Here is a 15,023-nt window from a genome sequence, read left to right as displayed (position 1 = left end):
TTTGTTACATATACCCCCCCTCAATCACATCGCATTTAATTGATAATAAATCAATTAATAGATTGGAACAATGATTGACGAGATTAAGGCATTTGAACCCCTATTTTTTTCATATCCGCCTGTATGACCTGGCCTCCCTTGGAATACTATTCACCGGGATAACGCTTGCGCTGCTTTTAGGGTTCGCAAAAAGGCCGGCGAAAGCAGCAAACCTGTTTTTAAGCCTGGCTTTAGTTGTGATGGTACTAAAGGCCGCCGGGCTTACGCCGCTTTTTCTGTCGGCGTTGGGACCTTTATTATATTTTTACGTGCGGCAACTCACATGCCCCACCCAACATTTTCACCGGAAAAACGTACTCCATTTTTGCCCCCTGCTTATAGGATACTGGATACCATCCTGGCCGGTTTTCATTTCGGTCATCATTTATCTGTATCTGTCGCGCCGGTTGATACAGGATTTTTACGATAAGCTGCGCCCGGTATTGATGGACAGGCCCCGTTTTGCTTTCCGGCGGTTAAATCACACGTTGCTATTGCTCGGATTACTCTGTCTGCTATCGCTTGTTAATAATGTCTTCAGTTTTGCAATAGCCTTTACACTCATTGTGTTGGCCGCGGAAAGGATAATGAACCCTGATAGTGATATCCGGCTAACTATGCCAGACAGTGAGGCTTTAGATGCCCGTGAAAAAGGGCGAAGGCTAAAGGAAGCTGTGGCAGCAGGCCGCTTTTACGAAGATGCCGAACTGACACTGGCTACACTTGCCGTAAAATTGGCAATGCATCCGCATGACCTTTCCAGGATTATTAACCTTGGGTTGAAAAAAAACTTCAGCGATTTTATCAATGAATTCCGGGTTCGTGAAATCACACGAAGAATGCAGGATCCGGCTCATGACAATCTCACCTTATTGGGAATAGCTTACGAATCAGGCTTTAATTCCAAAACAACCTTTAATCGTGTTTTCCGGGAAATAACCGGAAAAACACCTTTAGAATACAAGAACGGCCTTAAGAAAAAGGTGCCAATTGATAAGTTGGGACTTCAGTCGCAGACGGGGCAGGTAATATTGCGTTCGGAAAATCCCCCGAACTCAATTATTAACCTTGAAAATCATTTGAACATGATTAAAAACTATCTAACCATCGCGTTTCGGAATGTAAAAAGACAGCCGTTTATCTCTTTTATTAACATATTCGGCCTTACAGTTGGCTTAACTTGTTGCCTGCTCATTTTAAGCTACATCATAAACGAAACCAGCTACGATAAATTTAATACCAACGCGAAAGATATCCGCAGGGTGACGCGTACTTTTTATTCCAGTAAAAATGTGGAAAGCTTGCACTTAAGCTCAATTGCCCCACCGTTTGGTCCTTTGTTGCAGCATGCATTTCCTGATATCAAAAAATTCACACGTGTGCTGCCCATTCGCACCACGTCCTTTCATTACAAGGATAAGCTCTTTAACGAACAGAACAGCGTATTTGCAGAAGAGAACTTCTTCGACTTTTTTACCATACCTGTGGTTGAAGGCTCACAGAGTGACGCATTGAAAGAACCTTACAGCATCATGCTGAGCGAGGCCATGGCCAGGAAGTATTTCGGCAATGCCGACCCGATTGGCAAAAGCCTGTTTCTGGATAACGTTTTCTTGGGTAAAATTAAACACGAATTTAAAGTTACCGGTGTAGTTAAGGCTTTTCCCGCCAACTCGCACATGCACCCCGACCTGCTGATGTCATTTAGTACCTTAAAAGATCCCGCAATTTATGGTACGGAAGCCCTTGCGAATGATTTTGGGGGCAATGCCTTTTTTACCTACCTGCTTTTTCCAAAAGATTATAATACCGACAAAATTGAAAGTCAGTTACCCGATTTTCTGGATCGCTACGTGCACCTTGGAGGCACAGCCGGAAATACAAAAACACACGATGGCACTAAACTTACTTTTCAAAAACTTATCGACATACACCTGCACTCGCACATGGACGACGAGTTTGAAGAAAACAGTGATATCAAACGGGTATATATCTTTTCGGCAATAGCGTTGTTTATCTTAATCATTGCCTGCATTAACTACATGAACCTGTCCACCGCGCGTTCGGCATTGCGGGCAAAAGAAATTGGTATCCGGAAGGTTATCGGCGCAAGGCGAAAAGAGATCATTGGCCAATTTTTAAGCGAATCGGTATTGATCACCTGGTTTGCACTTGCGCTGGCCGTAGCGGCTACGGCGTTGCTACTACCTATGATTAACCGGTTGTCAAACATCAGTCTTGCCTTTAACAGCCTTTTGCAATGGCATATTTTATTCCCTGTTTTGTCCCTGCCTTTTATAGTTGGGCTCATCAGCGGGATCTACCCGGCCATTTTTATGTCGTCCTTTTTACCGGTGAAGGTTTTGAAAGGCATTGTAAAAACAGGTTCGGGCGGGGTATCGTTCCGGAAGGTGCTCGTTGTTTTGCAGTTTTCAATTTCCATTATCCTCATTGTGGCTACTACGGTGGTGTACCGTCAGCTGCAATACATTCAAAACACCGATCTGGGTTTCAACAAGGATGCAGTTTTAACTTTGGGTTACACCGGAGACTTGCATGCCCAATACGATGTTTTTAAGACCGAATTACTTAAAGAACCGGCTATAAAAGAGGTTGGCCGCTCATCGCGCATCCCATCGGGACGTCTGCTCGACTTTCAGGGCGGAGCGGTTTTGGTTGATGGTGTAATGAAACCCATTAATGCCGACCTGAAATGTATCAGCACCGACTATGGTTTTATACCTACATACGGTATGAAAATGGCTTCCGGACGCAACTTTTCGACAGCCTTTTCTACCGATACCAACAACTTTATTATTAACGAGTCGGCGGTACGCTCACTGGGCTTAAAAACTGCCGAAAATGCCATTGGTAAAAACATGATTTATGGGAATGTTAATGGAAAAATCATAGGCATTGTTAAAGATTTCCACTTTGAGTCGCTGCACCAGGCAATAACACCGCTTTTGTTCCGGTTGCCGCCTGGTAACGGCTATCATGTGCTATCGGTAAAGATAAACGGCACTAATATTCAAAACACAGTGAACTACCTGCAAACAACCTGGCATAAATATCTGCCCGAAACTCCTTTTGACTTTACTTTTCTGGATGATAAATTAGGGCAGCTATACCGGAGCGAACAGCAGCAGGGTAGCTTATTCACCATATTCTCCTGCGTGGCTATATTTATTGCTTGCTTGGGCCTATTCGGCTTGTCTGCATTTACCATTACCCAGCGTGTTAAAGAAATCGGCGTGCGCAAGATCCTCGGAGCCAATGTACAGCAAATTGTACTCGAACTGTCGAAAGATTTTATACTGCTGGTTTTTATTGCGGTAATAATAGCAATCCCGATAGCAGCGTGGGCAATGCATCAATGGTTGGCTGATTTCGCCTTCCATACCGAAATGACCTGGTGGATATTTGCCGCGGCCGGAATCATGGCGCTGATCATCGCCTTCATAACCATTAGTTTTCAATCCGTACGGGCGGCGTTGGCTAATCCTGTAAAAAGCTTACGAAGCGAATAAAATATCAGCAATGGACTCGGGCAGATAACTAAACAGATGGGAAAAGTTTTATTGACAGATCGTTTTTCGTAGCTCAAATTATTCGAAACCCTATTATAGCACTCAAACAACGATAAAATATTCATGACCCAAAAATTGAAACAACATTCTATCTTTCCAATTATTTTACAAACATGGTTTACATGGTCGCAAGGCCGGCATAAACCTTAAAATTAATAAAGCAAAAAAGATAGCACAATAAACTCAGTTGTTATTTTAGCTAATAACAAACAAAACAACATGAACTTCCGCGAAATTGTATTTACTATCAAAGCGATACCTGAAGAGTCATTTTTGAAGTTAGAAGACATCGTAAAGCAGGTTGCATTCCCCAAAGGGCACCTGCTCTTTAAAGCAAATAAGATCAATAACCGTATTTATTTTATTGCAAAAGGCATTTCAAGGGCTTTTATTGAGGGTGATCAAAATGAGGTAACCTTTGCTTTTTTTGACGAGGGGAAAATCCTCCTGTCTATTCAAAGCTATGTAATGGATATTGCAGGTTATGAAAGCATTGAGCTGTTAGAAGATTGCGAATTGTTCCAGCTCCATAAAAACGACCTGGAAGCACTATACAGTACGGATATCCACCTGGCCAATTGGGGGCGGAAGCTTGCCGATGTCTCGTTTGTGGAAACTGAAAAACAGATGATCTCAAGGCAATTCAAAAGCACGCTCGACCGGTACGAGGAATTTACAAAATCGCATCCGGATATTTTGCAGCGTGTAAAGCTCAAACACATTGCATCATACCTTGGCATGACCCAGGTTTCCCTGAGCCGGATCAGGGCAAAGGATAAGAGACGTTTAAAAAAAGCTCAACTGAAAAGTGCAGGATCAGGCAAAGGCCTTTAATCCTATTACAGAAGCGATAAGTGTAGTGATGAAAAACATTCGGATAAACGATAAAGGCTCACTAAAGAAGAAAGCACCAACAATAACAGTTCCGGCGGCACCTATCCCAGTCCACACAGCGTAAGCAGTTCCCAGCGGAATGGTTTGCGTGGCTTTATTTATCAGCACAAAACTAAAAATAATGCAAACAACAAAACCTAATGTCCACTTCAGGTTGGAGAAGTTATCGGATAATTTCAAACAGGTGGTGAACCCTATTTCCAAAAGGCCGGCAAAAATTAAACAAATCCAGTTCATGATATTTTTTCGGCAAAACTAACCGGTAATATCACACAAAAATTTATCCGATGTTAAATTCCGCAAGGTATATATAACACAAAAAAGCGCTTAAAAAAACAACTTGGATCTTCTTTAATTGGCTATAGCCAAAGCGGCTTCTCTGCGCCTTTTTGCGCGAAGCATAATCGTAATCAGGAAATTGGCTGTTAAGGAGATAAAAAAGATAAGTCCGATAAGCCAGGAATTCCCCAGCTTACTAAACAAAAAGACACTACTGATAGAAAGCAAACTCATTACCGAAAGGCATAAAGTTGCCTGAACATGGTTAAGTCCAAGTCGTAATATGCGATGATGAATGTGATTCCGGTCGGCATCAAACGGAGATTTCCCCTTCGATAACCGGATGGTAAAAACGCGCAGCGTATCAAAAACAGGGCCTGCTAATATTGCTACGGTCAGCGCAGGGCTATAGAACATCAGATCGGGTGCACCTCCGCCACTCATGCTAAGTGTTATAAATTTCAATGCCATAACAGACGATACCAATCCAATCAACAAGGCTCCGGTATCGCCCATAAAAATCCTTGCCGGCGATAAGTTAAAACGAAGAAAGCCAAGAATTGCACCGGCCATAGCCAAACCTATAGCTGCAAGTTCATACTGCCTGATATAAAAAAACAGAAAAGCAAAGGTACAGTTCACGATGATTCCGGTTGAGGCCGCCAGCCCGTTAATACCATCAATCAGATTAAAGGAATTAACAATGAGCATAATCAGCAAAACAGACATTAAAACACTTGGCATATAAGGCAAATTATATATGCCAAAAATGCCGTACATGCTGGATATACGAATATCGGCCGGGACAACGAGAATCAGCGCTACAATTGCCTGTATAACAAATTTTGTACTTGAATTTACGCCGGACAAATCGTCTTTGAGCCCCATTGCAAATAAAATAATACAGGCAGTGAGCATGTAACTTACCGGAAGCGACTTGTCAAGTATACCGAACAGAAGGGCTGTTATATTGAAACTTACAAAAATGGCTACACCGCCTAAACGAGGTATCCCGTGATCATGCTCTTTTCGAAAATGGCCTATGTCATCATACAAATGCCGGGCACGCGCCACATGCAAAATTGAAGGAATACATAACCACGTAATTGTGGCCGAAACCAGAAAAATGAGGGTATAAAATACTAAATGTTGAGATCGTAAAATTTCAAGCATAGTTTGTAAAAATCAGGGTGACAAGTCAATTTTAACCAGATACATACAACTACTATTTCCCTCACACAATCATTATCTCTTTATCTTGGTAAAACCGCTTAAGTGAAACGTCTGCACAAACCTTACCACGATTTTATAAACATAAGTTTAGGCATATTCAAAGCAATATCGGCTCTTTTTTAATCAATCGCATTTTTCATAAAATCCCGAATGGGCACATAATCCTCAGATAAAGGAATTATTTCCACACCCATACTACTCCAACTCCTGAAAACAGCGCCCCTAATTTCCATTTTATTTACGGGGCACACGATGTATGTAGCGTACAACGGGATAAACAGGGAACGTTGACTAATGCCTATTTCTAATATATTGTCCAATATTTAAAATACTGATATTCTGCTATGAATTAAATATTGAAAAGCCCGCAAAGATTTAGTCAAAGAGGAAACTAAACAAATTCGTGTAAGACTATTGGAGGTTTCATAGTGATGAAAGAAACTGGTATATTAGATAATCTGGTCTGCTTATTGTTTATTTCGCCGCCGCGTGATGAAAACTTTGACGATTTGACAATTAAGAGCCCGTGTATTGGTATACTTGCATTGTCAGACAATTAACTGGTTGAGATTGCGAGAACCTATACGTGAACTGCCGATCGTGTCAATAATAATATTATTATACAAACTATCTACTAACTTATACCCACAGATCATAAGCACATGAGCTCATACCAGGATTATGGTTATCCTAACGACGATCCCTGCCACGCTTTCAACTATCTTGAAAAGCCGTTAACATCATTATTAAATCAAGATCAAAATACTACTATCCTTGATCTTGGTTGCGGCAATGGTTTTCTGGTAAATTACCTGCTTAAACACGGATTTAATGCTTACGGGACCGACGCATCTGAACAAGGTATTGAGATAGCAGACAAGATAAGTCCGGGCAGGTTTTTCGTGCAAGATCTTTCGATGCCCGGTTTACCTAAACAACTCGAAGCCATAAAATTCGACACCATCATATCAACAGAGGTAATTGAACATCTTTACGACCCTCATGCTTTCGTAGCGCTCTGCCGCGATATATTAACTCCAACTAAAGGCGAACTGATCATTTCAACCCCCTATCATGGTTATTTAAAAAACCTGCTCCTGAGCATTTTTAATAAATGGGATAACCATATCAGTCCATTGTGGCAGGGGGGGCATATCAAATTCTGGTCGGTTAAAACGCTTACTCAAATTTTAAATGAGCATGGTTTCGAAGTAACAGCATTCAGGGGAAGCGGGAGGATACCTTATTTCTGGATGAGCATGATCATTAAGGCCAAACTCAAGTAACTATGCTTTGAGTTTTAAAAATTGGTGCAACTTACGCAGCGGTTTTAAAACAACTGCCAGCACCGGTATTTTTATATGATTATGGCGCATAGCTTTCAAATCAGATTTCCAGGCTTTAATTCTGTTTTTAAGGCTACTGTTGCTAACGCCGCCCGCAAGCATATTAACCAGTACTTTATTTAAAAAATAACCATTAACCTCGTGCTTATACATAAATCTAAGCATCAGTTCATAATCTGCTGCCGAACCGAGTTCGAGGCTGTAAAAACCGAATTTTTCAAATAATTCCCTCTTGCAATAAAATGTTGGGTGCGGGGGCATAAAACCCCAATTAAAGGAATTTCTTACACACTGTTTTGATATCCACCTGCGGATTATATTGCCCTGCGAACCTATAACATTTAGGTTTCCGTAAACAACATCTGCCTTTTTCAATTCAAATGAACGGGCCACAGCGGCAAGTACATCATTGTCTGCCAGTGCGTCATCTGCATTAAGCGTACCAACAATATCACCGGTTGCGCGCGTGATCCCTTTATTCATGGCATCATATATGCCTTTATCCGGTTCGGAGATAATAACACTTACAAAATCGCGGTATCGATCAACGATCTGAAGGGTGCCATCTGTCGAACCGCCATCGATAATGATGTACTCAATATCAGGGTGGTTTTGGCTGATAACCGAGTCGATGCACCGGGGTAATGTGTTCGCGGCGTTATAAACAACAGTGATTAATGAAACCTTCAAATTCTAAAAATTGGAAAAACACGCATCGGTAACACACAAAATGTGTATTTTTGAAATATTACACAATTATAAAAATATTCAGCATAGATACCGCCAATATGCGTAGATCGATATATATTTATTCCTGTTCTTTTATCTTACTTGTTCTAACCTCATGTGCCGGAAAACAATACCAGGTACTTTTTGAGCAGAAAACGCCAGTTACTGATACAGCATCGTCTAAAAGTACAGGGGACCTCAGCAGTTATCGCATCAAGTCGCAGGATATTCTTCAGATCCGGAATCTGCAAAACATCAAATACGTTGTTGACGAATCGCCTTCTGGCAATTCACAAGCTAATAGCAGCGGAGGCGCCGGGGCCGGCCAGACATATCAGGTTGAAGAGGATGGTACTGTGGCACTGCCGGTTGTAGGTCACGTTGCCGTTGCTGGGCTAACCCGTAGCCAGGCAGCTAAACTTATTGAAGACCTTTATCGTAAAAAGCTTCTTAAAGACCCCATTATTGAGTTAAAGATTACAAATCTGAAAGTGACGCTATTAGGAGAATTTAAGGGACAAGGAAATTTCCCATTGCTCAAAGACAGAACTACACTTGTTGAGATGATTGGCGAAGCGGGTGGACTGTCTGACAGGGCTAATGAAACTAATATCAAAATTATCCGTGGAGATCAACTAAATCCACAGGTAACATATATCAACCTGAGGGACATTCAATCAATCAATGATCCCCGGGCTATTTTACAAAGTGGGGATATTATTTACGCGTCTCAAAACAAACGGGCTATTCGTAGTGACAAACTGCAAAACCTATCAACGCTAACACAGCCGATATTGCTTTTGCTTAACACCGCCCTGGTAATTTTATCGCTTTCACGCCGCTAATGGAAGAAACAGAAAAAGTACAGAGAAAGCTTCCTACACAGGAGTTAGATTATTTCAAGATAGCGAAAATATTGCTGAGCCGATGGTATTGGATTGCGGCCTCGGTTGGCATTGCCTTAATTATATCCTACTCCTACCTCTGGTATACACCTAAAACGTATGCCACATCAGGCACTTTGCGGGTTGAAGAGAAAAAGTCGGAAGTATCTGACCTGATAACGGTAATGGCTGTACCCGACCGCGGGCCGTCAAAAATTCAAAGTATAATATCTGTATTACAAAGCCGCGGCGTGATGCTGAGTGCTATCAAAGATATTGACTACAGGGTGAGCTTTTTTATTTCGGGCCGGGTACGTACAAGCGAAACATATCCTTCCAAGCCTTTGAACATCCAGTTCATCAAATTTGACAGCCTGAATTTCTTCCATGATCTGATCACCTACAAACCCATTGATAAACATAAATTTTCGCTAAGCTATAAGGCCGGGGAAAAGGAGATAGCCAACAATTACGCTTACAACAGCCCGGTAACCATAGGTAATACAAGTTTCAATATTAAATCTCCGGGCGAAATGGGAAATAACACCATCCTCCTGTTTAAGTTTAATATCCCGGAAGACTATATCGGCCGCGTTCAGAGCGGCTTCAGGGCTGGGGAAACCGGTAGAAATACCAATATCATTTCTCTACAGGAAACTGACTCAAATCCTGTTTTCGCTGCTGATATACTCAATAACATCATGAAGGAGTATGTTATTTTTGACAGGAACCAGAAAGCGCAATCTGCCTCGCAGATGATAGATTTTATAGATACACAGCTGTCTTTCCTGTTGAATGAAGTAAAAGGTTCAGAAAGCTCAATAGAAAAGTATAAAAACAAAACCAAAATACTTGACGTAACTACAACTTCAACCTCCGCCGGCGCAAAAGGTGCCGAAATCGAGACCAACCGATCATTGTTGAAAATTCAGATCATCGCTTTAGACCAATTAAAAGACCAGATCACCAATAACAAAGAGAACGTTACCCTGAATTTCAGCACGGGCGGGGCTGCTTTCCCGGCAATAGAAGCGCTGATTAGTAAGCTGGACGCAATACTTGCTGAAAGAGCGACTGTGTTGAAGACGTTTACATCAAATTCGCAGCCGATCCTTGACATTAACCAGCAAATTCTGCAAACCAAGCTTAACCTGTTAAATAGTATTAAAGGTATTCGTACAAATATTGAAAAAAACATTGCTTACTTAGATTCACAACTGGCACAAATCAACCAAACCATCCAGGCTTTACCTGCTGCTCAACGGGATATGGTTAGCCTGCAACGTGATTTTGACATTAATGACAAGGTATATTCTTTTTTATCTGAAAAGAAACTGGAAGCCCAGATCAGCAGGGCGGGAATTTTGCCCGGAGCTACGGTAATTGAAAATGCCCAGCCTAATTTTAGCCCTGTTTCACCTAATGAGCACGATATTCACCGCACAGCAATTATTTTTGGTTTGGCCATTGGTCTCGGTCTTATTGTCCTGATCCGGATTCTTAACCCTTATATTTATGATAAGGAAACCATTGAGAGCCTGACTTCCATCCCCATTCTCGGTATTATCAGAAAATACCCTGACATTGTAGATGAAAACAGCCGTGAAATTCTGGCGCTGAGTAAACCCCGATCCATATTTGCAGAATCAGTACGCTCGGTGCGAACCAATTTAAGTTTTCTGGCATCTGAAAAAGCAAGCAAAATTATCTGCGTTACTTCGGAAGTTGCAGGCGAGGGAAAATCATTTGTGGCTGTCAATTTATCAAGTACGCTTTCGCTTATCGATAAAAAAGTAATCCTTGTGGGTGCAGACTTAAGACGTTCCAGACTCCACAAAACCTTCCATTTATCAAATGACATTGGCTTAAGTAATTATCTTGCCCATCAAAGCAATATCGACGACATTATTGTTCACTCGGAAGAGGCAAATTTCGATATTATCGTTTCTGGCCCGGTTCCTCCCAATCCATCCGAGTTGTTGCACAGCGAACGGATGAAGGCCTTGATTAACGAATTAAAACAAAGATATGATGTGATCATGATTGATACTGCGCCTATAGGCCTTGTATCAGATGCTGTCCCTCTAATCAGGTTAAGTGACATCAACATTTTTGTGATCCGGTCGGGCAGATCAAAATTCTACGCGGCCACCATTCCGCAACGTTTAGCGAATGAATACCACCTGGACAACACGGTTATTGTTCTCAACGCTTTTGAAGAAGACCTGCTTCACGCCCGTTATTATACCACCAAATTTACCGGTGAAAGCGCAGGTTCAAGATACTATTACTATTCGACCTATGACGGCTATGAAGGATCAGGATATTACCTGGATGATAAAAAGACTAAATGGTGGGATGTGAGACGATGGTTCAAATAAATTTGCTGAATAATGATGGATTTGAAAGCAGGTGGGACAAGTAAAAGATGGTATCCTGTTTATACGCATCCACGCGCCGAAAAAAAAGCATGCGAGGCACTTGCGGGTAAAAAAATTGAAGTGTACCTGCCCTTACACCGGCAATTGAAACAGTGGAGCGACCGAAAAAAATGGGTGGAAGAACCCCTCATTAAGTCATACCTGTTTGTTAACATTGCACCTCATGAACAAGGCGATGTGTTAATGACCAAAGGAATTTCCCGTTTCCTGTATTTCAGCGGCAAACCCGCAACAATGCCAACCAGTCAGATAACCGAATTAAAGTTATTAATGGCTGGCCCATATGAATTGGAAGTAACTGAAGAAAATTTACAACCCGGAGAGAAAATCAAGGTGAAAGCAGGTGCACTAAAAGGAATGACGGGAGAAATTATATCGCACAGATCGCAAAAACAATTTGTCCTGCGGTTAGAAAGCATAGGACAGTCCATCATTGTTCACACCCTGGCTTCTTACATCCAACGCATTTAATCTTAAGGAATTATTTTTAACTAAAAATCCGGTTATTTTTGTTACCGGAGATCAACCATACGCATTATTTTCATTAATGCGCAAACAAATGACTATTAATAAGTTACAATAAAACATTGTGACTTACGCGGCGAAGCCATGTACAAACAGCAAGCAAAATGTGCCGGATAGCGGGTATAATTAATAACAAGGTACAGCCCGAGGTTCTACTTGAAAAGGTAAAAGTCATGTGCCGTACACTTCAGCACGGCGGACCGGACGACGAAGGGGTGTATTATGATCAACAAGAGCATCTGGCATTCGGGCACCGCAGGCTCTCGATCATCGATCTGAGCAGTGGCGGCCATCAGCCAATGACAGATACCCACGGCAGGACCTTAATAACGTTCAACGGCGAGATCTATAATTACCTGGAGTTGCGAGGAGAGCTCACCGGACTTGGCATCACATTTAAGTCGGCTACAGATACCGAAGTGATATTGCAGGCTTACCTGAAATGGGGTGTCGAAGCCTTCGGAAAATTTAGGGGGATGTTCGCGTTTGCCCTGTTTGATACTGCCCGACGGCTTACTTATCTTGTGCGAGACACTGCCGGTATTAAACCGGTTTACTATACCGCGCAGAATAATAGCTTAAGCTTTGCCTCAGAAATTAATGCACTTACCGCAGCCGATATCGCCACTCAGCAGGACCCAAACTGGCCCATCAGGTTTTTAGCCTTTGGCCACATCCCTGAGCCTTATACTACACTCCAGCAGGTATACAGCTTACCCAAAGGACATTATTTGCGCTGGGATCATTCTCTTTGCACCTATAAAATTTGTCCATATCAACAACAGGGAAACAAGATCAGGATAAGCGATATCAACGAGGCGCGAGAGATTATTAAGCAGGCTTTGACAAAAGCCGTAAAACGGCAAATGATTGCAGACGCGCCGCTGGGCGTTTTTTTAAGCGGCGGGATCGACTCAAGCCTGCTAACCTTGTTGGCCGATGAAGAAAAAGGACGGCAACTGAAAACCATATCCATTTTCTTTGACGAAAAACAGTACGACGAACAGGCTTATCAAAAGGTTATCTTAAACAAAACCAGGGGAGAGAATTTTTCGCACCTGGTTAAGCAGGAGGATTTTGAAAACCACTTCGGGCATATCATGGAAGCTATGGATATGCCAACCACAGATGGTATCAATAGCTGGTTTATCAGTAAATACGCTCATGACAATGGTTTAAAGGCCGTATTATCAGGTATTGGAGCAGATGAGTATTTTGGAGGTTACCCGTCTTTTAACCGCATCAGATACCTGGGTTATTTGCGCAATATTCCGCCATTTCTATTCTCTTCTGTACATGGGCTGTTACCCGATGCCTATAAAAAACTTACTTTCCTGGTTGATAAAAGCCCGATTGCCGATTACCTTTTACTTCGTGGCTTGTTCTCCCCCGGCGATATCAGCAGGATACTTGACACTGATACTACGCAAGTTAGAACTGTACTTTTTGACAGTAATAGGGTGCCGGATTCTGCCCGGTACAGCCCTGAACAGGCTTCATGGTTTGAAACAAATCTTTACATGCAAAATCAACTGCTTCGGGATACCGATGTAATGAGCATGAGCCATGGCCTGGAGGTACGGGTACCATTTTTGGATGAAGATTTCACTGCTACAGTACAAAGTATCGCATCCGACATTCGCTTCAATCGTCAGCAACCTAAACAACTGCTTATTGAAAGCTTCGACATATTACCTGCTTCGGTTTGGAACCGGCCCAAGATGGGTTTTTCATTCCCGCTTCAAATGTGGATGCGTGAGAATCCTCGCATCAACAGCCCCAACAATTATAGGGGGAAGTTAGCACAATACAATATTCAGAAATTTAAAAAAGGCCAGATCCACTGGTCAAAAGCCTTTGCACTTTATCAGATACAACCCCATGTCTAAAAAAGTGATCCTTTTCACCCTGCAAACATTTAGTACCACCGGCGGCATCCAGAAAATGACCCGCACGCTTGGCCTCTCCCTACACAAACTGGCCCAGAGTTTTAAATGGAATTTTGAACTTTGGTCGGCTTATGACAAACAGGAAGACCTGATGGAGCAATACCTTCCTCCAGGTAGTTTCAAAGGTTTTGGCGCCAATCGCGTTAATTTTGTATTAAAAGCGGTAGGTGGGTATGTTAAACCTGATCTTATCATACTCAGTCACATTAATCTTTCCATTATCGGCCTGCTAATCAAATGGGCCCGTCCGGGCTGCAAGGTGTGGTTAATTGCTCATGGCATAGAAGTATGGCGCGAACTCTCGCCACTAAAAAAATACCTGCTCCGGAAATGTGATAAAGTAATTTGTGTGAGCAATTTTACGATGCATCAAATGATAGAACGGCACAAGGTAAACCAGGGGGTTTGCAGGGTGCTCAACAACGCGGTTGATCCTTTTATGAAACTGCCCTTTATCAGCCGCAAACCAGCCTATCTGATGTCCCGTTACAATCTAAAAGCAGATTCACCCATTATATTTACGCTTACGCGGCTGGCGTCTACAGAAAAATACAAGGGATATGAGCTTGTTATACAAGCTATAAGCGTTTTAAAAAATCAGTTCCCGGATATAAAATATGTACTTTCAGGAAAATATGATGAACAGGAAGAGTCGAGGATCAATGACCTGATCGCTGAGCTGGAAGTAGCAGATCATGTAATACTTACAGGCTTTATTGAGGAAGATGAACTGACTGATCATTTTTTAATGGCCGACCTTTTTGTATTACCCAGCAGAAAAGAGGGTTTCGGCATTGTTTTCATAGAAGCCCTGGCTTGCGGTTTACCGGTTATTTGCGGTAATGCCGACGGCAGCCTTGATGCGATCAGAAACGGAGAGTTGGGCAGCGCCATCAGCGTAGATGACCCTGACGAGTTGATTAAGTGCATAGCAGACCATTTAAAAACTCCCTTAACGATATCGAAACGTAAAGAACTGCAGGAACAATGCTTCATGCATTTCAATGAGCGGGATTACCGACTAAAAATAAAAACGTTACTTAAAGAATGAGTAAATTAGCTGATTACCTTAAAGAAGCTAACTGGATTAGTAAACTACAGGAACCATTATACG

11 protein-coding genes are annotated in these 15,023 nt (G+C 42.2%); 8 read left to right on the top strand and 3 right to left on the bottom strand.

Going from position 1 to position 15,023, the window contains the following annotated elements:
- Positions 1 to 92: 92 nt before the first annotated feature.
- The gene (locus DUL71_RS04580) at positions 93 to 3,569 is read left to right on the top strand and encodes an ABC transporter permease (RefSeq protein ID WP_114936940.1); all 3,477 of its coding nucleotides are present in this window, start codon (positions 93 to 95) and stop codon (positions 3,567 to 3,569) included.
- A gap of 279 nt (positions 3,570 to 3,848) precedes the next feature.
- On the top strand, positions 3,849 to 4,463 hold the full coding sequence (locus DUL71_RS04575; RefSeq protein ID WP_114936939.1) for a Crp/Fnr family transcriptional regulator: 615 nt from the start codon (positions 3,849 to 3,851) through the stop codon (positions 4,461 to 4,463).
- Here DUL71_RS04575 and DUL71_RS04570 read toward each other — a convergent pair.
- Positions 4,446 to 4,760, bottom strand: coding sequence for a DMT family transporter (locus DUL71_RS04570; RefSeq protein ID WP_114936938.1), 315 nt, complete (start codon positions 4,758 to 4,760; stop codon positions 4,446 to 4,448). The genes DUL71_RS04575 and DUL71_RS04570 overlap by 18 nt on opposite strands.
- Before the next feature lie 114 nt (positions 4,761 to 4,874).
- On the bottom strand, positions 4,875 to 5,975 hold the full coding sequence (locus tag DUL71_RS04565; protein ID WP_114936937.1) for an MraY family glycosyltransferase: 1,101 nt from the start codon (positions 5,973 to 5,975) through the stop codon (positions 4,875 to 4,877).
- Positions 5,976 to 6,697: 722 nt separating this feature from the next.
- Here DUL71_RS04565 and DUL71_RS04560 point away from each other — a divergent pair.
- The gene (locus DUL71_RS04560) at positions 6,698 to 7,321 is read left to right on the top strand and encodes a class I SAM-dependent methyltransferase (RefSeq protein WP_114936936.1); all 624 of its coding nucleotides are present in this window, start codon (positions 6,698 to 6,700) and stop codon (positions 7,319 to 7,321) included.
- On the opposite strand, the gene DUL71_RS04555 is transcribed toward DUL71_RS04560, so the two are convergent.
- Complete coding sequence (locus DUL71_RS04555) at positions 7,322 to 8,071, bottom strand: glycosyltransferase family 2 protein (RefSeq protein WP_114936935.1); 750 nt, start codon at positions 8,069 to 8,071, stop codon at positions 7,322 to 7,324.
- 98 nt (positions 8,072 to 8,169) lie between these two features.
- Here DUL71_RS04555 and DUL71_RS04550 point away from each other — a divergent pair, with 98 nt between their 5' ends.
- From DUL71_RS04550 to DUL71_RS04530, 5 genes are all read left to right on the top strand, one after another.
- Positions 8,170 to 8,955, top strand: coding sequence for a polysaccharide biosynthesis/export family protein (locus tag DUL71_RS04550; RefSeq protein ID WP_114936934.1), 786 nt, complete (start codon positions 8,170 to 8,172; stop codon positions 8,953 to 8,955).
- Positions 8,955 to 11,375, top strand: a complete 2,421-nt coding sequence (locus DUL71_RS04545) for a GumC family protein (RefSeq protein WP_114936933.1) — start codon at positions 8,955 to 8,957, stop codon at positions 11,373 to 11,375. Before DUL71_RS04550 ends, DUL71_RS04545 begins: the two co-directional genes overlap by 1 nt.
- 12 nt (positions 11,376 to 11,387) lie before the next feature.
- A complete protein-coding gene (locus DUL71_RS04540) occupies positions 11,388 to 11,906 on the top strand; it encodes a UpxY family transcription antiterminator (RefSeq protein ID WP_114936932.1) in 519 nt (172 codons plus the stop codon).
- 158 nt (positions 11,907 to 12,064) lie between these two features.
- Positions 12,065 to 13,849, top strand: a complete 1,785-nt coding sequence (asnB, locus tag DUL71_RS04535; protein WP_114936931.1) for an asparagine synthase (glutamine-hydrolyzing) — start codon at positions 12,065 to 12,067, stop codon at positions 13,847 to 13,849.
- On the top strand, positions 13,842 to 14,960 hold the full coding sequence (locus DUL71_RS04530; protein WP_114936930.1) for a glycosyltransferase family 4 protein: 1,119 nt from the start codon (positions 13,842 to 13,844) through the stop codon (positions 14,958 to 14,960). Before asnB ends, DUL71_RS04530 begins: the two co-directional genes overlap by 8 nt.
- Positions 14,961 to 15,023 lie beyond the last annotated feature (63 nt).

Origin of the sequence: Mucilaginibacter endophyticus (assembly GCF_003351025.1) — a bacterium.
GTDB classification, from domain to species: Bacteria; Bacteroidota; Bacteroidia; order Sphingobacteriales; family Sphingobacteriaceae; genus Mucilaginibacter; species Mucilaginibacter endophyticus.
The sequence above is the reverse complement of the archived record's forward strand: the minus strand, read 5'-3'. Positions and strand labels throughout refer to the sequence as shown.

Coding starts and splice junctions, on each gene's coding strand:
- DUL71_RS04575 (WP_114936939.1), top strand. CDS start 3,849: ATGAACTTCCGCGAAATTGTATTTACTATCAAAGCGATACCTGAAGAG.
- DUL71_RS04570 (WP_114936938.1), bottom strand. CDS start 4,760: ATGAACTGGATTTGTTTAATTTTTGCCGGCCTTTTGGAAATAGGGTTC.
- DUL71_RS04565 (WP_114936937.1), bottom strand. CDS start 5,975: ATGCTTGAAATTTTACGATCTCAACATTTAGTATTTTATACCCTCATT.
- DUL71_RS04560 (WP_114936936.1), top strand. CDS start 6,698: ATGAGCTCATACCAGGATTATGGTTATCCTAACGACGATCCCTGCCAC.
- DUL71_RS04550 (WP_114936934.1), top strand. CDS start 8,170: ATGCGTAGATCGATATATATTTATTCCTGTTCTTTTATCTTACTTGTT.
- DUL71_RS04545 (WP_114936933.1), top strand. CDS start 8,955: ATGGAAGAAACAGAAAAAGTACAGAGAAAGCTTCCTACACAGGAGTTA.
- DUL71_RS04540 (WP_114936932.1), top strand. CDS start 11,388: ATGATGGATTTGAAAGCAGGTGGGACAAGTAAAAGATGGTATCCTGTT.
- asnB (WP_114936931.1), top strand. CDS start 12,065: ATGTGCCGGATAGCGGGTATAATTAATAACAAGGTACAGCCCGAGGTT.
- DUL71_RS04530 (WP_114936930.1), top strand. CDS start 13,842: ATGTCTAAAAAAGTGATCCTTTTCACCCTGCAAACATTTAGTACCACC.